A 24,134-nucleotide genomic window follows, 5' to 3' on the forward strand; every position below is an offset into this window, starting at 1 on the left:
CCGCAAAGCCCGCGTGCGCGCCCCCGGAACTCCTTACACGACGTCTGACAAGCTTTCGGCCGCTGTCGGCCGACGACCTGCAGCCATTGGCGAGGCTTGCCGCCGAGGAACAGACCCACGCGGCGGGCAGCGAACTCGTTCTTGCCGCATCCGAGGCCCGGCTCGTCACGGCAGGGCTGATCGGCGAATCCCGCCTGCTTAATGACGGCCGCCGGCAGATCGTGGCCCTGCGCCTGCCGGGCGATGTGCTTCGCGGCACGCACGGCGCGAACCATGTGGTGACCGCCACGGCCGCTTCACGCACTCTCGACGCCTCGGCCGTGGTCGCTGAGCTGGAAGACGCCCATCGCTGGCCCGCCGCCCACCGCGCCTGGAACGCGGCCCTCGGGCTGGAGCAGCGCTCCGTCCTGGATCATGTGGTGCGCCTGGGCCGGTTCTCGGCCTACGAGCGCACCGCCCACCTGCTACTGGAGCTGCATGAACGGCTGCTGCGGGTGAAGCTGGCCAACGCCCACGGCTTTCAGCTGCCCATCACCCAGGAAATTCTGGCCGACCTCCTGGGCCTTTCGATCGTGCATGTGAACCGGACGCTGCAGCAGCTTCGGCGCGACGGCCTCCTCACCTATCGCGCCGGCGCCATCGGCCTGCCCGACCCGGTTCGCCTCGCAGATATCGCAGGCTATCCGCTGCTGTTCCCCACGGCGGCGGAGCCCGCCCGGCGACGGGCCATCTGATGGGCGAAGCCTTGGGGGTGCTGACAGGGCGGCGCATCCTGCTGGTGGAGGACGAGTACTTCATCGCCGAGGACATGCTGCGCCGCCTCGAAGAGGCCGGAGCGCAGGTGGTCGGTCCCTGCGCCACAGTGCCGTTGGCGCTGGAGCTTCTGGAGCGGGAAGTCGGCGAGATCCATCTCGCCCTGGTGGATGTGAACGTCGCCGGCCAGACATCCTACGCCCTGGTGGACCGGCTGCTGGAGTTGGCGATTCCCGTCGCCCTGGCTACCGGCTACGACTCCCCGGCCGTCGCCGCCGAATACCGGGACCTGCCGACGTTCCAGAAGCCGGTCTCCGGCCCGCACCTCACCCGGACCCTCGCCGAGCTGGCGAACGGCCAGACGAAATCACAAAGTTGACGCCTGAGTCACTCTTGCCCGCGGCGATCAGACGCGGTTAGGTGACTCTCCATATTCCTTGGGAGGGACACCAATGTCCGCGGACGGCAACTGGAAAATCACGATCAACACGCCGATGGGCCCGCAGGAGGTGAACGCGACGATCACCACCAGCGGCGACACCTTCACCGGCAAGACCGAGGGCCGCATGGGCTCCCAGGAAATCACCGGCAAGGTGGACGGGAATACCCTGACCTGGAGCGCCAACATCACCAGCCCGATGCCGATGCAGCTCGACTTCAACGCCACCGTCGACGGCGACAAGATGAGCGGCAACGTCAAGCTGGGCGCCTTCGGCAACGCCCCGCTGTCTGGCGTGCGCGTCTAGGCCCAGGCCTCAATCACGACACACGAAAGCCCCGGCCTCGCGGCCGGGGCTTTTTTGTTGATCCCGCTTGGTCGGGCCTAGTTGGCCACGTTCCGGGCGGCGTCGCCGACGCTGTCCGCGGCGCTGCTCGCGCTGTCGGCCACGGTTGAGGCCGCGCCGGTCACCGCATCGGTGCGCATGGCGTCGTTGCGGCTCGACTGCAGCAGGAAGAACGCCACGATGGCCACCAGGGCCAGGACCGCGATCCCGACGATCACGCCGCCAATCCCTGAACCGCCGCGGTCCACATAGGTCGTCCCGCCGCCATCACGTTCGACCACCCGCTCCCGGACCACGCCGTCGCTGCTTTCGGTGACTCGTTCGATCGCCATTTCATCGTCTCCTCAGGCCACGGCCCCCAAACGGACGGGTGAAGCCCGCGTTCCGCCCGCCGGCGCCGTTTGGCTTCCGCGCAGGCCTCCGCTACAGAGACGGCCCTTCGGATTTGGGACATTCCAGCGGTGCGACTTCCCCAGGCCAGGCTCGACCAAGTTCTCGATCGCTTCCGCGAGATCGAGGCGCGCATGGGCGCGGCCTCGGACGGAGCCGAGATCGTCCGGCTGTCCAAGGAGCACGCCGAGCTGAAGCCGGTGGCCGAGGCAGTGCAGGCGCTGGAGCGCGCGCGCGCGGAGATGCCCGAGCTGGAGGAGATGGCCGCCTCGGGCGACGCCGAGATGTCCGCCCTGGCCCGGGACGAGCTGGCCGCGCTGAAGGAGCGCCTGCCCGAACTCGAGCGGCAGGTGGCCCTGCTCCTCGCGCCCAAGGACAAGGACGAGAACGCCTCGGCCATCCTGGAGGTGCGGGCCGGCACCGGCGGCGACGAGGCGGCGCTGTTCGCGGGCGATCTCTTCCGCATGTACCAGCGCTATGCCCAGAACCGCGGCTGGCGCGTGGAGATCGACTCGATCTCGGAAGGCGACGCCGGCGGTTACAAGGAAATCATCGCTTCGATCACCGGCGAGGGCGTGTTCGGCCGGCTGAAGTTCGAGAGCGGCGTGCACCGGGTGCAGCGGGTGCCCGCCACCGAGGCCCAGGGCCGCATCCACACCTCGGCCGCCACCGTGGCCGTGCTGCCCGAGGCCGAGGACGTGGAGATCGAGATCCGCGAGCAGGATCTGCGGATCGACACCTACCGCTCGTCGGGCGCCGGCGGCCAGCACGTCAACAAGACCGACTCCGCCGTGCGGATCACCCACCTGCCCACCGGGATCGTGGTGACGAGCTCGGAGAAGTCGCAGCACCAGAACCGGGCCCGGGCGATGAAGGTGCTGAAGGCCCGCCTCTACGAGATGCAGCGCGAGGCCCTGGATTCGGCCCGCGCCGAGAGCCGCAAGAGCCAGGTGGGCTCGGGGGACCGCTCCGAACGCATCCGCACCTACAACTTCCCGCAGGGGCGGGTGACCGACCATCGGATCAACCTGACGCTCTACAACCTGCCGAAGATCATGGAGGGCGAGGCGCTCGACGACGTGATCGAGCCGCTGATCGCCGAAGATCAGGCCGCGCGACTGGCGGCCCTCGAGGATGAACTGGGCTAGGACGCCCCTCGCCCCCGCCGCAGCAGCTCCGTCGCCTTGCGCCGGACGCCGCCCAGGAGCAGGCGCGCCCCCCTGCGCACCCCGATGAACGGCAGCCCCACGCTGTCGGCCATGGCCGCGCCGCGCTCGCCCATGGGCCGGGCGGCCCCGACCGTCGAGTCCAGGGCCGTCTGGTGCTCGATCTCCGCGTTCAGCTCGGCCCCGGCCAGGACGATCAGCACCGAGAACCAGACCCACAGCATGAAGCCGATGACCGCCCCAAGGGAGCCGTAGGTGACCTGCACGTGGGCGACGTTGTTCACGTACCAGGAGAACCCCGCCGAGCCGGCCATCCAGACGAAGGCTGCGAACACCGCGCCGGGATAAACCCAGGACCAGCGCGCCCGTCGACGGCAGGGCCCGTACCGGTAGGCGCAGGCGAAGGAGCCCGCGACCACCGCGAAGAGCAGCGCCCAGCGCACCGCCAGCACCCAGTCCGGCAGGCCCATCGCCCGGGCCACGATGGGCAGGGCGACCATGATGGCGGTGACCAGGCTGAGGAAGGTCAGGAAGGCGAAGGTGAAGCCGTAGGTCAGGGCCGTGCGGTAGAAGAAGTTGCGCTTCTCCACCTCGTCGTAGGCGACGTTGAGGCCCTGGAAGAGGGCCTTCATCCCGGCGTTGGCGGTCCAGACCGAGACCACCAGGCTGATCAGGAAGGCGGCCGAGAGATTGAACGACCGCTCGGTCGCCAGGCGCATCATCTGCTCGCCAAGCAGCCGCACGACCTCGGGCGGGAAGACGATGGCCAGCTGCGCCATCTGCTGGCGCACCACCGCCACGTCGGCGATCAGGCCATAGAGCGAAACGAACACCCCGAGGGCCGGGAAGATGGCCAGCAGGGTGAAGAAGGTGATGCCGCCGGCGACGGTCAGCAGGTTATCCGCCTGGAACTCCTGATAGGTGCGCCAGAGCACATCCTTCCAGCCGGTCCAGGGAATGTGGTGCGGGGCAGGCGCGGCACGGCCCCGGCAGGGCTCGAGCGCCTCGAAATGCTCGGGCGTGGCGACGACGGGTTCGCTGAGGCCCGGGGGCGGTTCCTGCTCGGGGGCCGGCGGAGGCCCCGGCGGTGGCGGCAGGCGGCGCGGCTGGGTGGACAGCCAGGCCACGGCCATGGCGGCGGTCACCGCCCAGGGCGCCAGGGCGGTGGCCAGGCGGGTCACGCGCCGGCCCTTGATCGGGGTCTGGCTCTGGGTGTGGGCCAAGATCACAACTTCCTCCGCCGGCTAGCCAAGCCTGAGCACGCAGGCTGAACACGGGGGATGCGACGCCGTTCCGCTTGTCAGGCCGCAGGCTTGTGGCCACAAGACGCCATGACCGGCCAAGTCGCGGCGATCTATCGCCACCCCGTGAAGGGCTTCACGCCCGAGCGTCTGGATCACGTCGACCTCGCTCCGGGCGCAGGCGTTCCCTTCGATCGTCGCTACGCGGTGGAAAACGGCCCCTCCGGGTACGACCCGGCCGCGCCGGCCTTCCTGCCCAAGACGAAGTTCACCGTCCTGATGACCCTTCCCAAGGTGGCCGCCGCGCGCACGCGCTTCGACGCCGAGACGGGCGCCCTGCATGCCGAAGCCGAGGGACGGCCCGCCTTTGCGGGCGCCCTCAATACGGCCGAGGGGCGCACCGCCTTCGCCGCCTGGCTGGGGGAATTGCTGGGGGATGAGGCGCGAGGGCCGTTGAGCGTGGTGGAGGCCACGGGCGGCTTCCGCTTCTTCGACCATCCCCGGGGCGAGGTTTCGATCATCAACCTCGCCAGCGTGCGGGATCTTTCGCGCAGGATGGGGGCCGAGATCGACCCGCTGCGGTTCCGGGCCAACCTCTATGTGGAGGGCTGGCCGGCCTGGGCCGAAAACGGGTGGACGGGCCAGCAGCTGACTCTGGGCGGGGCGCGGGCCGAGGTGTTCAAGCCGATCGTGCGCTGCGCCGCCACCCACGTGAATCCGACGACGGCCGAGCGCAACCTGGACATTGTCAAGGCGCTCTTCGACCACTACGGCCACATGAACTGCGGCGTCTATGTGCACGTGACCGCGCCCGGCCGGGTGGCCGAGGGTGATGCGGCCAGCGGGCCCGCCGCCGAGAACCCCGCACGGAAACCGGAATGGGCATGAACCTCGTCCAGGCCTGGGGCCAGGCCAAGAAGCGTCTTGAGGCCGCCGGCCTCTCCGGGCCGGTGATCGACGCGCGTCTCCTGGTGGAGGCCGCCGCCGACGCCACCCGCACCGACATCGTCACCGATCCCTACCGCCCGCTGACGCCCGAGCAGGAGGCGAAGCTGGAGGACTATCTGGCCCGCCGGGTGAAGCGCGAGCCGGTAAGCCACATCCTGGGCCGCAAGGGCTTCTGGAAGATCATGCTGCGGGTCACCCGGGACGTGCTGACGCCCCGCCCCGACACCGAGACCGTGGTGGAGGTGGCCCTGCGCGACTTCCCTGAGAACGCCCCGTGGTCGATCCTGGACCTGGGCGTGGGCTCGGGGGCGATCCTGCTGGCCCTGCTGGCCGAGCGGCCAGCCGCCAAGGGCCTTGGGATCGACGCCTCCGAGGAGGCCCTGGCGGTGGCCCGGGACAACGCCGCGGCCCTGGGGCTGGCCGGACGGACGGCCCTGCTGCGCGGCGACTGGACGGCGGGCCTCGCCGACGCAGCCTTCGACCTCGTGGTCTCCAACCCACCCTACATCGCCACCGACGTCCTGGAGACGCTGGAGCCCGAGGTGAAGGACTATGAGCCGCGCCTGGCGCTCGAAGGCGGCCCGGACGGGCTCGACGCCTACCGCATCCTGGCGCCGGAAATCCTCCGTGTTCTGAAGCCGGGCGGCCGGTTCGCGGTGGAGATCGGCTATGATCAGAAGGAGGCGGTCGAGGCGCTGTTCCGCGCCGCCGGCGCCGAGGATGTCCGCACGATCCGCGATCTGGCGGATCGGGACAGGGTTGTCGCAGGCGCGAAGAAAGCCCTTGGAAACTAGAAACCGACTCGCTACATCGTTGGACGTCTCCACCCAAATCGCCGGTGTTAAGGCAGACGCGTTCTCACGAAGGACGCCCGCCCGCCCCGGCAGGCGCGACGCTTCGCAAAAGGCCTCTCGCTGAAAGCTCCCGGGCGGAAGACGGGGAAAACAGCGTCATCAACACTCGAGCCGGGCGGATGCCCGTTTCCGAAGGCCAAGGCCGACGAGGGCGCTCAAGGAAGAGCCGAACGGTTTCGACATGAGAGATTTCAAGGGTATGAAGCGTCAACGCGGGCGGAACCGCGGCGGCGGCGGTGGCAACAAGCCGCAGAACGCCAATCGGGCGTTCGACTCCAACGGCCCCGACGGCGTGAAGGTGCGGGGCAACGCCCAGCATGTCTTCGAGAAGTACCAGCAGCTGGCGCGCGACGCCGCTTCGGCCGGCGACCGGGTCCTGGCCGAGAACTACCTCCAGCACGCCGAACACTATTTCCGCCTCCTGCGCGCCCTTCAGCCCCAGCGCCCGGCCGCCGAGATCCTCGGCCGCGACCAGTTCGCCTCGGGCTACGACATCGACTTCGAGGACGAAGGCCAGCTGGCCCAGGCCGAGGCGGCCGACGAGGCCGAGAACCAGAGCGAAGGTGAAGGCCGCGATCGCAATCGCGACCGGGACGGCGCCCGCGAGCGGGACCGGGACCGCGGCGAATGGCAGGGCCGCGACCGGGATCGCGGCGAGCGCAATGATCGGGGCAACGACCGCGGCAATGACCGCGACGGCGAGCGCCGCGAAGGCGAAGGCGGCCGCCGTCGCGACCGCTGGCGTGACCGGCGCGACCGGGACGACCGTCCCCGGGCCGAGGGCGAAGGCGAAGGCCGCCGCGACCGTGACGACCGCCGCGAGCGGAGCGATCGGGGCGAGCGCAACGACCGCGGCGAGCGCGCCGAGCGCGCCGAGCGCGATCCGCTGGCGGTGATCGAACCCCAGGGCGAGACGCCGCGGGAAGAGCGTGGTCCAGTGCTGCGCGACGCCGACGGCGGCGAGAGCCAGGCCCCGGCCTTCCTGCAGGCCCGCGCCGAACCGCGTCCTGAATGCTCCGACGGCGAGGAGCGTCCGGCCCGTCGCCGCCGCCGTCCTCGCACCTTCGAGAGCGGCGAAGCCCCGGGCGGCGAAACCGAAGACGCGTAAGCTTTGGTCGCCCCCTTCGCGGGGCGGGCCGACACGGCAAAGACAATCCCTCCCCTTCGCAGGGGAGGGATTTTTTGTGGCCGGCTAGAAGCGGTAGCCCGCGCCGATCCGCAGGTTGCGGCCGGGCATCGGGGCGATGTCCTTCAGGAACGAGGCGTGCTCGCGGGCCTCGACGTTGGTCAGGTTGCGCCCTTCCACGAAGACCTTGAAACCCGGGTCCTTGAGCGGCCGGAAGGTCAGCTGGGCGTTGAGCAGGGTGTGACCGTCGGTGGGCAGCTCAAAGGCGGCCACGCGGTCCTGAGAGGCCACCCGGCGCACCTCCAGCTGGCCCGTCCACCAGCCGCCATCGAAGATGGCCCGGCCAGCCGCCGACCACGGCGGCACGCGGGCCGGCGGGCCGAGGTCGGTCTTGCCATGGACGTAGTCAGCGGTCCCCTCAAGCCGGAAGCTGCGGGCGCCGTCCTGCCAGAGACGGTACGAGCCTTCGATCTCGGCGCCGTAGAAGGTGGCGTCGGTCTGCACGAACTGATGGATCGGCAGGTGGGAGTCCCCGTCCTCCTCGCCCGTGGGCACGAGGTCGATGAAGCCCTCGTAGCGGGCGGCGAACAGGTGGGCGTCCACCCGCCACGGCCCGCCGCCGTAGTGACCGGTCAGATCCACCGAATACGAGACCTCGGAGCCGAGATCGGCATCGCCGCGCTCATAGGAACGTGTGGCCGGGTGCGGCCCGTCGGCGAACAGCTCCTCCTGCGACGGCGCCCGCTCGGTGCGCGAGCCGCTGAGGGAGAAGAACCACCCCTCGGCGGGACGGATGAAGCCGCCCAGGGAGCCCGAAACGGCGGTGAAGTCGCGCCGGCCGGCGCGGCTGTCGAGCTCGCGGGTCTCGAGCCGCAGGCCGCCCTCCACGCCCCAGGCGTCGCGGTCGTAGCGCTGCAGGGTGAAGACGCCCCACTCCGTGGTCTTGGTCGGCGGCACGAAGGCCTCGTCGCCGACGGCCTCGAAGTCGCGCTTCAGGCCCTGGACGCCCACCGCGCCCTGCCAGCCGTGGCGGTCCGGCTGGATCAGCTCAAGGCGCCCTTCCCAGCCTTCGGAGAAGAAGCGGGTGCCGACCACGCCGCCTTCCAGCTCCTTGTGGGTGTAGTCGGCATAGCCGCCCGCGAAGCGGACCTTCTCGAACGGGCCAAGGTCGATCCGATATTCGCCGCGCAGGTCGTAGCGGGTCTGCTTCAGGTCGATGGCGACCGCACCCTCTTCGCCCCCGTGATCATGATCGTCATGGTCGTGGTCGTCGTGGTCATGACCGTGATCGTGGTCATGGTCGTCATCGCCATGCACATGGGCGTGGCCGGGGACGCCGTAACGGCTCTCGCTGCGCTTCACCGAAACGCCCAGGTAGCCCTGCTCGCCCACATAGGAGAGGCCGACCCCATAGGCCTTCAGGTCGGTGAAGGTGTTCTCCACCGAGCCGCCCACCGGCCCGGCCCACGCCTCGCCGTCCGCCTCGGCCTGCCGACGGGATTCCGGGGAGGTGGGCACGTCGTAGTCGTCGGTCTCCCGGCGCACGGCGTCCAGGCTGAGCACGAAGCCGCCGAGCCCCGCGCGCAGCGCCGCGGCGCCCTGCCAGCCGTCGTCGACCGTGGAGCCCGACGCGCTCACCCGGCCGTGGACGCCCTGCACCGGCGAGGTCGCGATCCGGTCGTCGATGATGTTGACCACGCCGCCGATGGCCGAACCGCCATAGGCCAGGGCCGAAGGGCCGCGCAGCACTTCGATGCGCTCGGCTTCCTGCGGGTCGGTGGCCACCGCATGGTCCGGAGAGAGCGCGCTGGCGTCCACCTGGCCGAGGCCATTGGACAGCACCAGCACGCGCGGCCCGGAGAGGCCGCGGATCACGGGCCGGCTGGAGCCGGGGCCGAAGGCGCTGGAGCGCACGCCAGCCACGCCGGCCAGCACATCGCCCAGGCCGCCCGCCGGCGCCTGGTCAAGTTCATCACGCTTGAGGATGTCGACGCTGGTGGTGGCCGAGTCCATGGTCACCGCATAGGGCGCCGCCGTGACCACCACCTCCCGCACTTCCCGGTCTTGAGCCGAGGCTGGAACCGTCGACAGGGCCGCCGTGGCCGCAGCGGCGAAGAGGACGATACGCGACATGTCAAATCCCGGACTTGCAACAAGGTGGATGTGTTATGAAATAACATAACGGACCGTCAAGCCGTTGCCGGGCCATAGGAACCGGGTTAGGCCAAGACACCATGTCGCATCACTGCCAGCATCACGGCGAAGCAGCCCATGGCGGTTTATCAGGCGCCGCGCTGCGCCAGGCTCTGGGCGCGGCCGAGGCCCGCTGCCTTGAAACACAGGAACGGCTGACCCCGCCGCGCCGCCGGGTGCTGGAGCTGCTGCTGGGGGCCGAGGCGCCGCTCAAGGCCTATGACCTGATCGCCGCTTTCGGCGAGGACGGCGAACCCGCCAAGCCGCCCACCGTCTATCGCGCCCTGGAGTTCCTGGAGCGCCTGGGCTTCGCCCACCGGATCGAAAGCCTGAACGCCTATGTGCCGTGCCGCATCGAGGGCGGGCATGCGGCGGCTTTCCTGATCTGCGAATGCTGCGGCGCGGCCGAGGAGTTCGACCCCGACTTCGGTCCTCAGCTCGAGGCCGCGGACAAGGCGGGCTATGCAGTGCGGGCGGTGACGCTGGAGGCACGCGGCCTCTGCCCCGCCTGCCGGGAACACTAGCCGCCGCCGCGCGCGTTCAAAGACCGGATGCGCAAGCAGATCTATCTGGACTGCGACGGAGTTCTCGCCGACTTCGACAAGGGCGCCGAGGCGGTGCTCGGCATGCCGCCCCAGGAGTTCGAGCGGCGCTACAATCCAGGCCTCTTCTGGAACCGGCTGGCGCAGGCGCCCGACTTCTTTGCGCGGCTGGAGCCGATGCCCGACGCCTTCGAGCTCTACGAGGCGGTGAAGGACCGGACCCCCATCATCCTCACCGGCCTGCCGCGCGGGACCTGGGCCGAGCCGCAGAAGCGCCGCTGGGCGGCGCGCTGGTTCCCGGGCGTGCCAGTGATCACCACCCTGGCGGCCCTGAAGCGCGAGCACTGCCACCCAGGCGACGTACTGGTGGACGACCGGGACAAGCACCGGCGTCTCTGGGAGGCGGCCGGCGGCCGGTTCGTCCATCACAGGAACGCCCGGAGCTCGATCGCCGAGCTCCGGGCGCTGGGATACCTCTAGACGGCCGGCCTCACCAGAAGACCATCCGGACCACCTGGACGATGCGGCCGCTGAACCGGTCGACCAGCAGGACGTCGGGACCGTTGCGCACCCAGTCGAAGCCCGGCGGCGGCCAGGGCAGGCCGTAGTCCCACCAGTCATCCAGCCGATAGTTCGGGCCGTACCAGCCCCAGGGCAGGTAGTCGCCCATGGACCAGGTGCGGAAATAGAAGCCGGGCGGGGCGACCCAGGCAGGGCCGCGGTAGCGCCGCGCGCTGGAATAGCTGAAGGGGTAGCGGCCCTGGCTCCAGTACGGCCGATCGCCCCGCCGCCGGTCCCGGTCGCGGTCGTTACGATCCCAGCGGTCGCGGTCTGCCCGGCTCCAGCGGTTGTCCCAGCCCCGGCGGTCGCCGTCCCACCGGCCGGCGCGCGCCCGGTCGCCGGAACCGCGCCGGTCCCGGTCGTTGTCACGCCAGCCGTCCGGCCGCTCGCCGCCCAGGCGGGCCCGGTCCGGCGCACGATCGGGACGAACCTCGCCGCGCTGCCGGTCGCTGCGCCACATGTCGGGGCGATCCTGATCCACCGCACGGGCGCGAGGCGCCTCGGGCGCGCGCACCGCCCGGGGCGCCTGGGGAGCCGCCTGGGCCGCGGGCCGGGCCTCGGGCGCGCGGGCCGGCGGCTCGCCCAGGGATCGGCGCTCGCCGCCATCCTGACGGGCGCGCTCAGGTCCCCGTTGGAAACTGCGCTCCGGCGCCCGCGCGGCTGAGCCGCGATCCGCACCGCGGTCCTGGCGGAACTCGGCCCGGGCGCCGCCCCGGTCGCGGCCGCCACGGTCGCCGCGCTCCTGCGCCGCCGCCGGCAGGCTGGCCGCCGCCAGCAGCACCACCGCCAGGGCGGTCATCGTCCTTGTCTTCATCACGAACCACTCTTGGCGACCGCGCAAAGGACGGCCGCCGGACTTCCCTCGCCATCCAGAACGCGCCTCGCAGGCTGAACCGCGCTTGAACGAACGCCGCCTTCGGCTCCACTGTTCTGGCCTTCGCCACGGGAGGACAGGGCCTTGGTCGCAACGCCGCAGGACGTCATCGGCTTCTGGCGCCAGGCGGGGCCTGGCAAGTGGTTCCATGGCGGCGCCGCCTTCGACGAGGCGATCCGGCTGAAGTTCGAGCCGACCCACCACGCGGCGGCGCGCGGGCAGTACGACGCCTGGGCCGAGACAGCCGAGGGAGCCCTCGCCCTGCTGATCCTGCTCGATCAGTTTCCCCGCAACCTCTACCGCGGATCGGCCCACGCCTTCGCCACCGACGGCAAGGCCCGCGCCATCGCCCGCGGGGCGGCGGCCAAGCGCTTCCACCGCGAGGTGGAGCCGCCCATGGGCCAGTTCTTCATGCTGCCCTTCGAACATTCCGAGGATCTGGCCGACCAGGACCTGGCCGTGGCCCTGGCCGAGGAACTGGGCGATGCGGAAACCCTGCGCTGGGCCCGGATTCACCGGGATATCATCGTCCAGTTCGGCCGCTTCCCGCACCGCAACCCCATGCTCGGCCGCAAGACCACGCCCAAGGAGCAGGCCTTTCTCGACGACGGCGGCTTCGCCGGATGATCCACACCTGCGGCGATCCACCTGTGGATAGCCGAATCAGCGTTCATTCAGAGCCCTGAAGAATCGGGCAGGGTGGTTGTCGATGAACGCCCACGTCTCCATCGCCGAACACTGCGGGGCCGACGCCAATCACCCCGAGCGGCAGTACCTCGCGCTGCTGGCCGACATCCTGGCCAACGGCGCCCAGCGAGGCGACCGGACGGGCACCGGGACCCTGGGCGTCTTCGGCCGGCAGATGCGCTTCGATCTGGCGAAGGGCTTCCCGCTCCTCACCACCAAGAAGCTGCACCGCAAGTCGATCATCCTGGAGCTGCTCTGGTTCCTGCGCGGCGACACCAACGTCCGCTGGCTGCAGGAGCGCGGGGTGACCATCTGGGACGAATGGGCGGACGAGACCGGCGAACTCGGCCCGGTCTATGGCAAGCAGTGGCGCAGCTGGGCCGCGCCGGACGGGCGCGTGATCGACCAGATCGCCGGGGTGGTGCATAGCCTGAAGACCAATCCCGACAGCCGCCGCCACATCGTCTCGGCCTGGAACCCGGCCGAGGTGGAGGACATGGCCCTGCCGCCCTGCCACTGCCTGTTCCAGTTCTTCGTGGCGCCCGACAGGGACGGGGTGCGCCGCCTCTCCTGCCAGCTCTACCAGCGCTCGGCGGACGTCTTCCTGGGCGTCCCGTTCAACATCGCCAGCTACGCCCTGCTGACCCTGATGATGGCCAGGGTGACCGGCTATGAGCCCGGCGAGTTTGTGCACACGCTGGGCGATGCGCACCTCTATCTGAACCACCTGGACCAGGCCCGGCTGCAGCTGGAGCGCGAGCCCTTCCCGCTGCCGCGCATGGTCATCGCCGACAAGTCGGACCTGTTCGACTTCGCCTACGAGGACTTCAAGCTGGAAGGTTACCAGGCGCACCCGTCCATCGCCGCCCCGATCGCGGTGTGACCATGAGCGAGCGGCTGACCCTCGCGGAGGTTTCCGAGGCGGCGGCCCGAATCTCGGACATCTACGCCGGCAAGTACGCCATCGACCGCGACGACGACTGGTTCCTCCTGAAGCTGCAGGAGGAACTGGGGGAACTGGCGCAGGCCCACCTGCGCCTGTCGAGCCGCGGCCGGGGCGAGGCCAGCGAGCAGGACCGCGCCGACGAGGCCGCCGACGTCCTGTGCATGCTGCTGCTCTACTGCCGCCGCTTCGGCATCGACCCGGATCAGGCGGTGCGGCGCAAGTGGCTCAAGTGGCTGGAGCCAGTGGGGTAAGCCTCCCGCCGGCTACTGCGCCGCCCGCGGCGCAGCGGCGAAGGCCCGGGCCTCGGCGATCACCGCCTTGGCGGGGGCCACCACGTGGCGGTCGGACTCCTCGCGGAAGCGACGGTCGAGGTGGGCCTGGTCGTCGTAGTCGGCCTTGAGCTGCGGGAACCAGGTGCTCTCTTCCTCGAAGATGTGGTGCAGGACCGCACCACGGATGTGCTCCAGCTTGTCGGTCCAGGCCTTGGTGGTGGGATCGATCCGCTCCAGCTCGGCCATCTGCATCTTGGCGGTGGTCTGTTCGGTGTAGGCGAGGCCCGTGGCCGGCTTGTGCCCCGCCTTGGCGAAGGCCGGGTAGAGGACCACCTCCTCGGCCAGGGAATGGCCGTTCAGCACCAGGGCCAGGGCCTGCATGGCCTTGGTTCGCATGGGGCCGGTGCGGGCCTTGCGGCAGGCCTCGAACCCCGCGCGGATCTCGTCGTGATGGTCCAGCGCCAGGGATAGCCAGTCGCCAGGCTGGGCCAGGGCGCGGGCTTCGGCCGTGGCCTTGGCGCGGGCCTTGTCGCTCTCGGGCGGCGTCACCGCGCCCAGAGCCTTGTCAATGATGGACATGCGTCTTCCTCCGCTCGGGCCCTGCCCGCATCGGGAGGCCGCCTGCGCCAACACGCCTGACGCCGGCGGGGTTCCGCGAACCGAGGGTCAGGGCCCTATGATCCGAGCGGGCGGGCCAAGCGCCATTCTTCGAAATCGCCCCGTTGGCCGCCGGCGCAGGCGACGCTAAGACCTCAGCCATGTCGCGGATCATCCTCTCGGCCGGCCCTATCGCTCGCGCCAGGAACGGCGTGATCGGCAAGGACGGCGCCCTGCCCTGGCGGCTGAAATCGGACCTGGCCCTCTTCAAGCAGGCGACCCTCGGCAAGCCCGTCATCATGGGCCGCAAGACCTGGGAGAGCCTCCCCCGCAAGCCCCTGCCGGGACGCACCAACATCGTGCTGACGCGCGACCAGAGCTATGAGGCGACGGGCGCGCTGGTGGTCGATGACTTCTCGGAAGCCGTGCAGATCGCCCGGGAACAGGCGGCGGACGACGGCGTCGGCGAGGTCTGCGTGATCGGCGGGGCCTCGCTGTTCGAACTGGCCCTGGCCCGAGCCAGCCGGCTCTACCTCAGCGAAGTGGACGCCGAGGTGGAGGGCGACGTCACCCTGCCGCCGATCGACGAGAGCCGGTGGCGGGAGGTCTCGCGCCAGGCTTTCGCGGCCTCGGACGCGGACGAACACCCCTTCACCTGGCGGGTGCTCGAGCGCCTGTAGCCCCCCGAAAAAAGAGAGCCGGGACGCCCGAAGGCGGTCCCGGCGTTCAGGGGAGGAACCAGAAACTCCGACGCTTAGAAATTGTAGGTCAGCGAGGCCCCGTAGGTCCGCGGCTGGCCCGGGAAGCGGACCACGACGTTCGCGTTGCTGCTGACGGCGGTCCAGTAATACTCGTTGGTCAGGTTGCGCCCCCAGACCTGGAACCGCCAGCGGTCGTCCAGGCTTTGCACGCCGACGCTGGCGTTGAGCAGGCCGTAGGCGTCGACCTTGAAGCGCGGATCGCCTTCCAGGTCGGCATGGGTGTCGTCCTGCCAGCGCGCGTTCACCGCCACCTGCAGGCCGAGGTCGGCGCTGAGCTCGCGGTTATAGAGCGCGGTGAGCGAGCCGGACTTCTTCGGACTGTAGAGGAACGGCCGGCCGTCGAAGTCCTGGGGCTGACCGGCGGCGTTGGTGCCGAGGTAGTCCTGGACCTCCGTGTGCAGCAGGGTGCCGGCGGCGATCAGGGTGAACTCGGGCGTGAGCCGCCAGGTGATCTCGCCGTCCACCCCGTAGGCCTCGCCCTTGGGCACGTTCTGCAGGCGCGACAGGGCGGTGTAGATCGGGTCGGCGAAATAGACGCTGAGCTGCTTGTCCTTGTAGTCGTAGTAGAAGGCGCTGACGTTCGCCTGCATCCGCCGCTCCAGCAGGCTGGCCTTGAAGCCCACCTCATAGGCGGTGAGCAGCTCCTGCTTGGCCGGGGCGTTCTGCGTCGCGATGTTGGCGGCGTTGACCGGCGTGGCGCCGGCCTTGGCGCCCTTGGACACCGAGGCGAAGACCAGGACGTCGTCATTGGGCGTCCAGTCAAGGGCCAGCCGCCAGGCGAGGTTGTCCTCGTCCAGCTGCGAGACGACCATGCCGAACGTGCCGGTGGCCGGATCGAAGGTGTTGCAGGCGTTGGCCGCGATCTCGGGCGCGATGACGCCGTAGGTCTGGAAGTACAGGGCCCGGTTCACGACGTTCACGTTCGGCAGCATGCTGCCGTTGAAGTCGCGCGAGCACCCCGCGTAGTCCTGCTTGTCCTCGGTGTAGCGGATGCCGGCGGTGATCTTCAGGACCTCGCTCAGGCGGTAGTCGCCGTTGGCGAAGAGCGACCAGGTCTTGGTCGTCATGTCCCCGCGGTCGATGTAGGTCCGGAAGGCCTGCGACATCTGCAGAGCCGTGTAGCCGCCGGTGTTGAACGGGCTGGTCAGCAGCCCGGAGCCCGCATACCGGATCAGGCCCACATTGGCGTTCTGGCCCAGCAGGGTGCGGTTGGCGTCGACGATCTCGTCCTTGGCGTAGTAGGCGCCCACCAGCCAATTGGCGCGGTCGTCGCCGCCTTCCAGGCGCAACTCCTGGGAGAAGGACTCGATGTCGCCCTCGGCCCGCTGCAGCAGGATTTCGTAGGGTGCGCCGCTCCAGTCCGAGAGCGCCCGACGCTTCAGGTCGTTGTACCCCGTCAGCGAGACCAGGCGGACGTTGTCGCTGAGCTCGTAGCCCATATGCAGCTTCAGGCCGAGGAAGGTGTTGTCCTCGCGCAGCGGCCCCTTCAGGCCCGGCCCGATGCCGGCGTCGGCGCCCCGAACGGACTCCGGCGCCCAATCGGCGTGCCTGGCCTTGGTCGGCTGGTTGGCCGCGATGTAGTCGGCGATACCCGGGGCCAGGAACGGGCTGACGGCGGTGGCGGGCGTGAAGCCGATCCCCTGGGCGACCACCGTGTCGGACTGGTTTTCCCAATAGGTCACGGACAGGTCGGCGGAGAAGCGGTCGGTGGGCTCGAAAGCCAGCGAGCCGCGGATGGCCCAGCGGTCGACCTCGCCCTGACGCTCGCCGCGGGTGTTGGAGACCTGCCAGCCCTTGCCAGCGTTCTCGGAGCGGAAGGCCAGGCGGCCGGCGAGACCCTCGGCGATCCGGCCGCTGACGAAGCCCTCGACGTTCAGGGTTTCGTAGTTGCCGACCTCGGCGGTGACCGAGCCCTCGAAGTCCTCGGTGGGCTTGCGGGTAACGAAGTTGATGAGGCCGGCGGTGGTGTTGCGGCCGTACAGGGTGCCCTGCGGCCCCTTCAGCACCTCGACCCGCTCCAGGTCGAGCATGGGGCCCGTCATCATGAACGGATAGGCATAGGCCACCTCGTCCACATAGGTCCCGACGGTAGAGGTGGCCGAAAGGTTGATCGTGTTGAAGCCGATCCCACGCATCGTATAGGTCGGCACGCCCTGGTAGCTTTGGGACACGGTGAAGCTCGGCGCAAAGGCGCTGAGGTCGCGGGTGTCGGTGACGTGCAGTTGATCCAGCAGTTCGCCGCGGACGGCCTGGATGCTCATGCCCACGTCATTGAGGCTTTCCTCGCGGCGCTGGGCGGTCACCACGATGGCGTCGAGCGCGGTCGGCGGCGGAGGCGGCTCCTGGGCGAGGGCGCTCGTCGCCCCGAGCAGGGCGAAGGCCGAAGCGCCCAGCGTCAGCCGCGCGCGATTGTGGAATCGAAGCATCAGGTTCCCTCCTCTGGGCGCGCCTCTTGCGGGCGCGTCTCCCGGCGGCCGCGGATCGGCCGACGCGCCGGGAACGTGAGGTCTTCACCAGGTCACTTCAAGCTATCGAAAATGATAGGTGAAGTATCCAAGCCTCACGCAGCGGTAGTTTTGGAATTCCGCAAGAATTCGAACTGACGTCGCGTCAGGACATCTTACGTCGCGTCACCAGCCGTTTCAGGCTTCACGCGCCGAGGCTCCTTGCGGCTATAGTCGCGGCAAAACAGCGGGAGGATGAGAATGGACATCGAGCTGATCGCCGACGGACTGGAGTTCCCCGAAGGGCCGATCGCCATGGCGGACGGGTCTGTGATCCTCACCGAGATCAAGGGCCGGCGCCTGACGCGGGTGACGCCCGACGGCCGCAAGGAGATGGTGGTGGAGACCGGCGGCGGCCCTAACGGCGCGGCCATCGGCCCAGACGGCGCGATCTGGATCACCAACAATGGCGGCTCGTTCGTCTGGCTTGAGCGCGACGGCCTGACCATCCCCGGCCCGACCCCGCCCGAACACAGCGGCGGCATGATCCAGCGCTACGACCTGAAGTCCGGCAAGCTGGAGACGGTGTACGAGGCCTGCGACGGCAAGCGGCTGGTGGGGCCGAACGACCTCGTCTTCGACAAGTCCGGCGGCTTCTGGTTCAGCGACCACGGCTGCTCCACGCCCGACGGGCGCAAGTTCGGCGGCGTCTACTACGCCAAGACCGACGGCTCGCACATCAGCCGCCAGCGCGACCATCTCGTCTCGCCCAACGGCATCGGCCTCTCGCCCGACGAGAAGACGGTCTATCTCGCCGACACCACCCTGGGCCGCCTCTGGGCCTTCGACGTAGCGGAGACCGGCGTCCTCGCCGCTGGCGAGGGCCTCGCTCCGGGCCGGGTGGTGGCCAACCTGCCCGGCTACCAGCTGCTGGACAGCCTCGCCGTGGAAGCCTCGGGCAAGGTCTGCGTCGCCACCATCATCAACGGCGGGATCACCGTCTTCGACCCGGCAGGAACCACCGAGCACATCGCCATCCCGGACCTCGTGGTGACCAACATCTGCTTCGGCGGCCCGGACATGCGGACCGCCTGGATCACCGCCTCGTCGACGGGCAAGCTCTACAAGGCTACCTGGCCCCGGCCGGGCCTGAAGCTGAACTTCAACGCCTGACAGCAGCCCCTCCCCTCACCGGGAGGGAAAGCTGCGCCGCAAAGATGACGCCCCCGTCATCTTCCGTTGACTCCTCCGCGCTTAGGGATCATCGTTCACTCAGAGAAGCCGCGGGCGCCGCATGACCCGCAGCCAGGAGGAGCCAACATGGACGACGCCTCGATCGACCTGCAGCGCGCCGCGCGCGAGGCGGCCTATTCGATGCCGCTGGAAGAGATCAATCCGGGCGACCCGGAACTGTTCCGCACCGACACCATGTGGCCCTACTTCGAGCGGCTGCGGAAGGAGGACCCGGTGCACTGGGCCGTGTCGTCCTATGACGACGTGGGCGGTTACTGGTCGGTGACCAAGTACAACGACATCATGGCCGTGGACACGAACCACGAAGTGTTCTCGTCCGAGCCGACCATCGTCCTGCCCGACCCGGCCGACGATTTCCGGCTGCCGATGTTCATCGCCATGGACCAGCCGAAGCACGACGTGCAACGCAAGACGGTCCAGCCGATCGTGGCGCCCAATCACCTGGCCTATCTCGAGCCGATCATCCGCGAACGCGCCGGCAAGATCCTCGACGACCTGCCGATCGGCGAGGAGATCGACTGGGTCGACAAGGTGTCTATCGAGCTCACCACCATGACCCTGGCGACGCTCTTCGACTTCCCGTGGGAGGACCGCCGCAAGCTGACCTTCTGGTCCGACGTGGCCACCTCGGCGCCGGAGAGCGGCATCCTCGGCACCACTGATCGCGAAGAGCACGAGCAGCGGCGTCGCCAGACCCTGTTCGAGTGCGTCGACTACTTCATGCGGCTGTGGAACGAGCGGGTGAACGCCCCGCCGCGGCCGGACCTGATCTCGATGCTGGCCCATGGCGAGTCCACGCGGAACATGGACCGCATGGAGTACCTGGGGAACCTGATCCTGCTGATCGTCGGCGGCAACGACACCACCCGCAACACGATCTCCGGCTCGATCCTGGCCCTGCACCAGAACCCCGATCAGGACCGCCTTCTGCGGTCCGATCCCAGCCTGATCCCCAACATGGTCTCCGAGACCATCCGCTGGCAGACGCCGCTGGCCTACATGCGCCGGACCGCCAAGCAGGACTTCGAGCTGGGCGGCAAGACCATCAAGGCCGGCGACAAGGTGGCCATGTGGTACGTTTCGGGCAACCGCGACGAGGAAGTCATCGAGCGGCCCAACGACTACTGGATCCAGCGGCCGAACGTGCGCCGGCACCTGTCGTTCGGCTTCGGCATCCACCGCTGCGTCGGCAACCGCTTGGCCGAGCTGCAGCTGAAGATCATCTGGGAAGAGATCCTCGCCCGCTTCCCGCGGATCGAGGTGGTGGGGCCGCCCAAGCGGGTCTACTCGTCCTTCGTGAAGGGCTACGAGCACCTGCCGGTGGTGATCCCCACCCGAAACTGACCCTCGGGCTTTGGCCGGCGGCCCCCCGCCGCCGGCTCGCCGCGATTGACGGGTCGTTCGCCGAGGGCTTCCATCCCCCCCGCCTTTGAGGCGGAGGAAACCCCATGACCAAGACACCCATTTTCGCCCTTGCAGCCGCGGTCGCGGCCCTGGGCGCGTCGGCCCATGCGGCGGAAAGCCTGTCGGCCCACCTGACCGGCGCCGGGAAGGACCCGGACGGCCAGGGGCACGCCACCTTCCAGATCGATCCCGCCAAGAGCGAGGTCTGCTACACCCTGATGGTGGAGAACATCGCCGTCGCCACCGCCGCCCACATCCACAAGGGCGCTGAGGGCGAGAACGGCCCGCCGGTGGTCCCGCTGACCAAGCCGGACGCCGACGGCCGCAGTTCAGGCTGCGCCACGGCCGACAAGGCGGTGGTGGACGCCATCCTGGCGAACCCGGCGGGCTACTACGTCAATGTCCACAACGCCGAGTTCCCGCCCGGCGCCATCCGCGGTCAGCTCTCGAGATAGCGCGCGCCATCAGATCCGGCGCACCAGCTTCTGGGTCTGGGCGAGTTCGACCCCCACCTGTTCAGCAAACCTCAGGGCGTCGGCGACGATCGGAAATGTCGCCGCCGCCGGCGTGGCGATGCCGGCATACCGCACATCGACTGTAGGGAGGTTCACCTGCACCAGCGAGCCGGCGGCGAGATAGGGCTCGGCCTCGAACGCCGGCAGCCGGATCGTCGCCCGCCCCGCCAGCACCAGGGGCATGAACGGCTCGTAGTCGCTGAGCTCATAGCGCGGCCCCTGGGCCGAGACCGCCACCGCGCCAAAGCGGGCCTGGCCGGTGAAGTAGGCGTTGCGCGGTCCGGCGTTGGCGAACTGCAGGAAGAGCTCAGGCGTGACCGCCGCCTCCTTGGCCAGCGGGTGGTGAGGCGCGGCCACGGCGACGCCGAATGTGGTGAGGGCCGGCGCGACCACCTGGCCGTCGCTGGCCACAGCATCGTCCGCGACACAGAAGATCACGTCGAGTTCGCGGGCGCGGAGGGCGGGCAGGAGCCGGTGGCGATCGCCGACCTCGAGCCGGATGTTGAGCTGCGGTCGGTCGCCGACAAGGGCGGCGAGCAGGCGGGGGGCAAAGGCGCGCTTCAGTTCCGGCCCGCAGCCGATCCGCAGCAGGCTCGAAGGGCCGCCGGCCGCCAGCTGCGCGGCCTGTTCGAGGATGTCGGCCTGTTCGATCACCCGGCGCGCCTGGTCGACGACAAGCTGGCCAAAGGGCGTCAGCTGGGCGCCCCCGGCGGTGCGGAAGAAGATGCGCCCCCGCAGTTCATCCTCCAGGCGCGCAATGTTCTTGGAGAGATTGGGCTGCGACACGCCCAAAGCCCGCGCCGCCCGCGCGAAACTGCCGTGTTCGCCAATGGCGAGTACCTGACGGAGCGTCCGGATGTTCACGGCGGCTGATAACCAGCAGTTATCGCGGCGTGCAATCCTGCGACGCTTCTCGCGAGAACGCCGCTCACCCAAAATGGTGAACGGCAAGACGGGCGTCAACGCCAGACGCCCGCGGGGGAATGAGGCCGTCCTTGCACGAGTTCATCACTGGTGAGCAGATCCGCGCCGCCCGGGCGCTGGTGCGTCTGGAGCAGGCCGAACTCGCCCGGCGCACCGGGCTCAGCCTTGAGACCATAAAGCGGCTGGAACGCACCCGGGGCCGGGTGGAAGCCCATGCAAGCACCCTGCGCGCCCTGCGGGAGACCTTCGAGGGCCTGGGCGTGCGGCTGATCTGGCGCTTCGACGGCGCCGTGGGCGTGGGCCTGGCGCCGCCCCCCGGCACGGCGCGGCCCGCCTTCGCGCCGGCGGGCGTCTGACCCCGGAACCGCCTTCTTCAGGGCGACGACACCCGCGTCAGGGCCGCCACAAGTTCGTCGAGGACAATGGGCTTGGCGATGAGGCCGTCCATACCGGCCTGGACATACTCCTCGGACTGATGAGCCATGGCGTTGGCGGTCAGGGCGTAGATAGGCGTGCGCCCAGCCCCTTCCTGAGCCTCGCGGGCGCGGATCATGGACGTGGCGGTGGGACCGTCGACGCCGGGCATCTGGACGTCCATGAGGATCAGGTCGAACGGCTCTTCGGACCAGCGCTCCACCGCCGCCGCGCCGTCAGACACCACCACCGGCTGCACGCCGAGCTGATCCAGGATCGTACGGATCACGAGCTGATTGGTGGGATTATCCTCCGCCACCAGGACACGCAGGGGCGGCAGCGCCGAGCCGTCGACCTGAGGGGCCTCCTCGGGCGCGGGGGCCTGGGCGGCGATGCGCGGCAGCGGAAGCTCCAGGCTGAACCGCGTGCCCTGCCCCAAGACGCTTTCCACCGTGATGTCGCCCCCCATCATCCGGGCCAGGTTCTGGGAGATCGATAGCCCCAGGCCGGTGCCGCCGAACTGGCGGGTGGTGGTGGCGTCGGCCTGTTCAAACGGGCGGAAGATGTTCGCGAGCTTCTCCGGCGGGATGCCGACGCCGGTATCGTCCACCGCCACCTTAAGGCGCGACCCGCTCCGCCGGACGGTGATCTCCACCGCCCCGGCGTTCGTGAACTTGATGGCGTTGGAGATCAGGTTGTTGAGGATCTGCCGGATGCGCAGGGCGTCGCCCCGGTAGCGACCCTGGGCCCGCTCGTCGATGTGCAGCCGGAACTCCAGGCCCTTCTGCAGCGCCAAGGCCCCAAAGGTGCGATGGACGGCGCCCACCACATCCTCGAGATCGAACTCGGCGTCCTCCAGGACCATGCGGCCCGCCTCGATCTTTGAGAGGTCGAGGAGGTCGTTGAGGATGGCCAGCAGGGCCTCGCCCGACTCCCGGATGACCGCCAGTCGCTCCTTCTGCTTGGGCGGCAACTCGTCGGCGGCCATGGCCTGGGCCATGCCGAGGACGCCGTTTAGCGGCGTGCGGATCTCGTGGCTCATGGCGGCGAGGAAACCGCTCTTGGCGAGGTTGGCGGCGTTCGCCTCGGCCAGCGCCTGCGCCAGGGCCGCCTCGGTGCGGCGATGCTCGGAGACATCGCGCACGATGGCGGTGAAGAGCAGGCCCCGCGGCGAGATCAGCTTGGAGAGCCCGACCTCCAGCGTGACCAACTCGCCGTCCTTGCGCCGCCCCTCCACAGGGCCGCGCCCCAGCATCCGGCGGCTCACCTGGCGGCCCGCGGCGAACTTGGCCACGTGGGCGCGGTGCGCCTCGTGGGCCTCCTGGGGGATCAGGACGTCGAGCGTACGGCCGACGATCTCGCCAGCGGTGTAGCCGAAGATGGCCTCGGCGCCCTTGGAGAAGACCAGGATGCGCAGGTCGGCGTCCGCGACGATCACCCCTTCCGAGGAGATGTTGAGGATGCTGGTGAGAATGTCCTCCAGCCGGTCCGGCAGGCCGGCCTTGAGAGCGATGGAGCGGCGCAGGACGGCGCGGGCGCTCGACAGCCGCGCCGCCGCAACGTCCCGCAGGGTGGTCCGCAGACGCGGCCGGCTTGAGACGGTCACGACGACAGGCCCTCAGAACGCGTATCAGCCGCGCGCCGGGCGCTGGCCGCACAGAGGGTGTCGCGGCAGGCGGCGGCGAGCGAGCAGGCGCCGCCCGCCGGACCGCGCCGCGCCCGCGGCGGAAAGGCCTGGAGATCACGCATGATACACAGGAGCCCGAGGGCGCCCGAGACGGTGAGCCGTTCCGGGTGGAAGCCGTCCTTCAGCGCCGGCTCCTCGGCCAGGGCCTCGTCATCGGCGGCGAACCGGCCGCAGCATAGGGTCCAATCACGGAACTGCCGGGCCGCGACGGGCCGGCTCTCGATGACCCTCAAGGCTTCGTGGCGGGGATCGCTGCTGATGGCGCCATAGATCTGCTGCACCGCCGGCTTCGGCCCCTCCAGCGCCTGAAGGAAGGCGCCTTCGCAGGCGAAAAGCGCGCCGGTGACGCCCAGCGCATCATTCTGGCGGGCGGAGAGTGCGATGTTGTCCAGCAGCGGCTTCATCCGGTCCGCGACCGAGGCCTTCACCCGGCTCGCATAGATCAGGCGGTGCAGCGGCGCCCCGCCGGCGCCGACCGGCGAGGCGGGCGCACGGGCTGACACGGGCGCGGGCGGCGGCCCGTGAGCGCGGCCCTGCGCCCGGCAGATTCCCACCGCTCCGTCCTCGCCCACGTCGAAAGTGACGCCGAACCCGGCGAAAGCAGTGAGGATCGCGTCCATGGTCCGGCCCTTGGCGTCCACCTCGCCGCGGATCCGTTCAAGCCGCTTGATGGTCTCCACGCTGAGGCCGCTGGCCTGGGCGAGCTCGGTCTGCTCGATGCGCGCCAACGCCCGCGCCGCCCGGATTTGCTCGCCGGTCAGACGAAGCGAATGAAGCGGCATCTTTCCTCCAATCA

Annotated in this window: 26 protein-coding genes; 17 read left to right on the forward strand and 9 right to left on the reverse strand. The window is 69.7% G+C overall.

Annotated features, from left to right (window positions below):
* Window positions 1–86: 86 nt before the first annotated feature.
* The 3 genes from BO64_RS07710 to BO64_RS07720 all read left to right on the forward strand — a co-directional run bounded on the left by BO64_RS07710 (window position 87) and on the right by BO64_RS07720 (window position 1,499).
* Entirely contained in the window at window positions 87–734 is a 648-nt protein-coding gene (locus BO64_RS07710) for a Crp/Fnr family transcriptional regulator (protein ID WP_496402702.1), read from the forward strand.
* Window positions 734–1,132 (forward strand): response regulator, encoded by a 399-nt coding sequence (locus tag BO64_RS07715; protein WP_496402703.1) that lies wholly within the window; start codon window positions 734–736, stop codon window positions 1,130–1,132. The genes BO64_RS07710 and BO64_RS07715 overlap by 1 nt, the downstream gene beginning before the upstream one ends.
* A 73-nt stretch (window positions 1,133–1,205) precedes the next feature.
* Window positions 1,206–1,499, forward strand: a complete 294-nt coding sequence (locus tag BO64_RS07720; RefSeq protein WP_496402704.1) for a hypothetical protein — start codon at window positions 1,206–1,208, stop codon at window positions 1,497–1,499.
* Window positions 1,500–1,576: 77 nt separating this feature from the next.
* Here BO64_RS07720 and BO64_RS07725 read toward each other — a convergent pair whose 3' ends face one another.
* On the reverse strand, window positions 1,577–1,870 hold the full coding sequence (locus tag BO64_RS07725; protein WP_496402705.1) for a hypothetical protein: 294 nt from the start codon (window positions 1,868–1,870) through the stop codon (window positions 1,577–1,579).
* A gap of 129 nt (window positions 1,871–1,999) precedes the next feature.
* Between BO64_RS07725 and prfA the strand changes: the two genes are divergently transcribed.
* The gene (gene prfA / locus BO64_RS07730; protein WP_496402706.1) at window positions 2,000–3,076 is read left to right on the forward strand and encodes a peptide chain release factor 1; all 1,077 of its coding nucleotides are present in this window, start codon (window positions 2,000–2,002) and stop codon (window positions 3,074–3,076) included.
* Here the strand turns inward: prfA and BO64_RS07735 are convergent.
* Window positions 3,073–4,323, reverse strand: coding sequence for a YihY/virulence factor BrkB family protein (locus BO64_RS07735; RefSeq protein ID WP_496402707.1), 1,251 nt, complete (start codon window positions 4,321–4,323; stop codon window positions 3,073–3,075). The two genes, prfA and BO64_RS07735, sit on opposite strands and share 4 nt — an antisense overlap.
* Before the next feature lie 102 nt (window positions 4,324–4,425).
* On the opposite strand from BO64_RS07735, the gene BO64_RS07740 reads away from it, so the two are divergent.
* From BO64_RS07740 to BO64_RS07750, 3 genes are all read left to right on the forward strand, one after another.
* Window positions 4,426–5,223, forward strand: a complete 798-nt coding sequence (locus BO64_RS07740; RefSeq protein WP_496402708.1) for an MOSC domain-containing protein — start codon at window positions 4,426–4,428, stop codon at window positions 5,221–5,223.
* The gene (gene prmC, locus BO64_RS07745) at window positions 5,214–6,077 is read left to right on the forward strand and encodes a peptide chain release factor N(5)-glutamine methyltransferase (RefSeq protein ID WP_496402709.1); all 864 of its coding nucleotides are present in this window, start codon (window positions 5,214–5,216) and stop codon (window positions 6,075–6,077) included. The genes BO64_RS07740 and prmC overlap by 10 nt, the downstream gene beginning before the upstream one ends.
* Before the next feature lie 259 nt (window positions 6,078–6,336).
* Window positions 6,337–7,245 carry a DUF4167 domain-containing protein gene (locus BO64_RS07750; RefSeq protein WP_496402710.1) on the forward strand — a complete coding sequence of 303 codons (909 nt, stop codon included), beginning with the start codon at window positions 6,337–6,339 and terminating at the stop codon, window positions 7,243–7,245.
* Between the two features lie 84 nt (window positions 7,246–7,329).
* Here the strand turns inward: BO64_RS07750 and BO64_RS07755 are convergent, their stop codons facing one another.
* A complete protein-coding gene (locus BO64_RS07755) occupies window positions 7,330–9,396 on the reverse strand; it encodes a TonB-dependent receptor (protein WP_496402711.1) in 2,067 nt (688 codons plus the stop codon).
* Window positions 9,397–9,497: 101 nt separating this feature from the next.
* On the opposite strand from BO64_RS07755, the gene BO64_RS07760 reads away from it, so the two are divergent.
* Both BO64_RS07760 and BO64_RS07765 read left to right on the forward strand, forming a co-directional pair.
* Window positions 9,498–9,980, forward strand: coding sequence for a Fur family transcriptional regulator (locus BO64_RS07760; RefSeq protein WP_496402712.1), 483 nt, complete (start codon window positions 9,498–9,500; stop codon window positions 9,978–9,980).
* Between the two features lie 27 nt (window positions 9,981–10,007).
* Window positions 10,008–10,478, forward strand: a complete 471-nt coding sequence (locus BO64_RS07765; RefSeq protein ID WP_496402713.1) for a 5' nucleotidase, NT5C type — start codon at window positions 10,008–10,010, stop codon at window positions 10,476–10,478.
* A gap of 10 nt (window positions 10,479–10,488) precedes the next feature.
* Here BO64_RS07765 and BO64_RS07770 read toward each other — a convergent pair whose 3' ends face one another.
* Window positions 10,489–11,373 (reverse strand): RcnB family protein, encoded by an 885-nt coding sequence (locus tag BO64_RS07770; RefSeq protein WP_496402714.1) that lies wholly within the window; start codon window positions 11,371–11,373, stop codon window positions 10,489–10,491.
* Between the two features lie 144 nt (window positions 11,374–11,517).
* On the opposite strand from BO64_RS07770, the gene BO64_RS07775 reads away from it, so the two are divergent.
* The 3 genes from BO64_RS07775 to BO64_RS07785 all read left to right on the forward strand — a co-directional run bounded on the left by BO64_RS07775 (window position 11,518) and on the right by BO64_RS07785 (window position 13,317).
* Window positions 11,518–12,060 carry a DUF924 family protein gene (locus BO64_RS07775; RefSeq protein WP_496402715.1) on the forward strand — a complete coding sequence of 181 codons (543 nt, stop codon included), beginning with the start codon at window positions 11,518–11,520 and terminating at the stop codon, window positions 12,058–12,060.
* Between the two features lie 82 nt (window positions 12,061–12,142).
* Window positions 12,143–13,003 carry a thymidylate synthase gene (locus tag BO64_RS07780; RefSeq protein ID WP_496402716.1) on the forward strand — a complete coding sequence of 287 codons (861 nt, stop codon included), beginning with the start codon at window positions 12,143–12,145 and terminating at the stop codon, window positions 13,001–13,003.
* A gap of 2 nt (window positions 13,004–13,005) precedes the next feature.
* Window positions 13,006–13,317: a pyrophosphohydrolase domain-containing protein gene (locus tag BO64_RS07785; protein ID WP_496402717.1), complete on the forward strand. Its 312-nt coding sequence runs from the start codon at window positions 13,006–13,008 to the stop codon at window positions 13,315–13,317.
* Window positions 13,318–13,329: 12 nt separating this feature from the next.
* On the opposite strand, the gene BO64_RS07790 is transcribed toward BO64_RS07785, so the two are convergent.
* On the reverse strand, window positions 13,330–13,917 hold the full coding sequence (locus BO64_RS07790; RefSeq protein ID WP_496402718.1) for a hemerythrin domain-containing protein: 588 nt from the start codon (window positions 13,915–13,917) through the stop codon (window positions 13,330–13,332).
* A 179-nt stretch (window positions 13,918–14,096) separates the two neighbouring features.
* Here BO64_RS07790 and BO64_RS07795 point away from each other — a divergent pair, with 179 nt between their 5' ends.
* A complete protein-coding gene (locus BO64_RS07795) occupies window positions 14,097–14,615 on the forward strand; it encodes a dihydrofolate reductase (RefSeq protein ID WP_496402719.1) in 519 nt (172 codons plus the stop codon).
* 74 nt (window positions 14,616–14,689) lie between these two features.
* Here BO64_RS07795 and BO64_RS07800 read toward each other — a convergent pair whose 3' ends face one another.
* On the reverse strand, window positions 14,690–17,122 hold the full coding sequence (locus tag BO64_RS07800; protein WP_496402720.1) for a TonB-dependent receptor: 2,433 nt from the start codon (window positions 17,120–17,122) through the stop codon (window positions 14,690–14,692).
* Between the two features lie 279 nt (window positions 17,123–17,401).
* Here BO64_RS07800 and BO64_RS07805 point away from each other — a divergent pair, with 279 nt between their 5' ends.
* The 3 genes from BO64_RS07805 (at window position 17,402) to BO64_RS07815 (ending at window position 20,253) form a co-directional block, all read left to right on the forward strand.
* A complete protein-coding gene (locus BO64_RS07805; protein ID WP_496402721.1) occupies window positions 17,402–18,313 on the forward strand; it encodes an SMP-30/gluconolactonase/LRE family protein in 912 nt (303 codons plus the stop codon).
* A 147-nt stretch (window positions 18,314–18,460) separates the two neighbouring features.
* Complete coding sequence (locus BO64_RS07810; protein WP_496402722.1) at window positions 18,461–19,738, forward strand: cytochrome P450; 1,278 nt, start codon at window positions 18,461–18,463, stop codon at window positions 19,736–19,738.
* Window positions 19,739–19,842: 104 nt separating this feature from the next.
* Window positions 19,843–20,253, forward strand: a complete 411-nt coding sequence (locus BO64_RS07815) for a CHRD domain-containing protein (RefSeq protein ID WP_496402723.1) — start codon at window positions 19,843–19,845, stop codon at window positions 20,251–20,253.
* 9 nt (window positions 20,254–20,262) lie between these two features.
* Here BO64_RS07815 and BO64_RS07820 read toward each other — a convergent pair whose 3' ends face one another.
* Window positions 20,263–21,177 (reverse strand): LysR family transcriptional regulator, encoded by a 915-nt coding sequence (locus BO64_RS07820; RefSeq protein WP_496402724.1) that lies wholly within the window; start codon window positions 21,175–21,177, stop codon window positions 20,263–20,265.
* Between the two features lie 131 nt (window positions 21,178–21,308).
* Here BO64_RS07820 and BO64_RS07825 point away from each other — a divergent pair, with 131 nt between their 5' ends.
* Complete coding sequence (locus tag BO64_RS07825; protein WP_496402725.1) at window positions 21,309–21,593, forward strand: helix-turn-helix domain-containing protein; 285 nt, start codon at window positions 21,309–21,311, stop codon at window positions 21,591–21,593.
* Window positions 21,594–21,610: 17 nt separating this feature from the next.
* Here BO64_RS07825 and BO64_RS07830 read toward each other — a convergent pair whose 3' ends face one another.
* Together BO64_RS07830 and BO64_RS07835 are read right to left on the reverse strand one after the other, a co-directional pair.
* Window positions 21,611–23,257, reverse strand: coding sequence for an ATP-binding protein (locus BO64_RS07830; protein ID WP_496402726.1), 1,647 nt, complete (start codon window positions 23,255–23,257; stop codon window positions 21,611–21,613).
* A complete protein-coding gene (locus BO64_RS07835) occupies window positions 23,254–24,120 on the reverse strand; it encodes a BLUF domain-containing protein (RefSeq protein ID WP_496402727.1) in 867 nt (288 codons plus the stop codon). Before BO64_RS07835 ends, BO64_RS07830 begins: the two co-directional genes overlap by 4 nt.
* Window positions 24,121–24,134: the final 14 nt, after the last annotated feature.

It is taken from the genome of Phenylobacterium composti DSM 19425 (assembly GCF_059568645.1).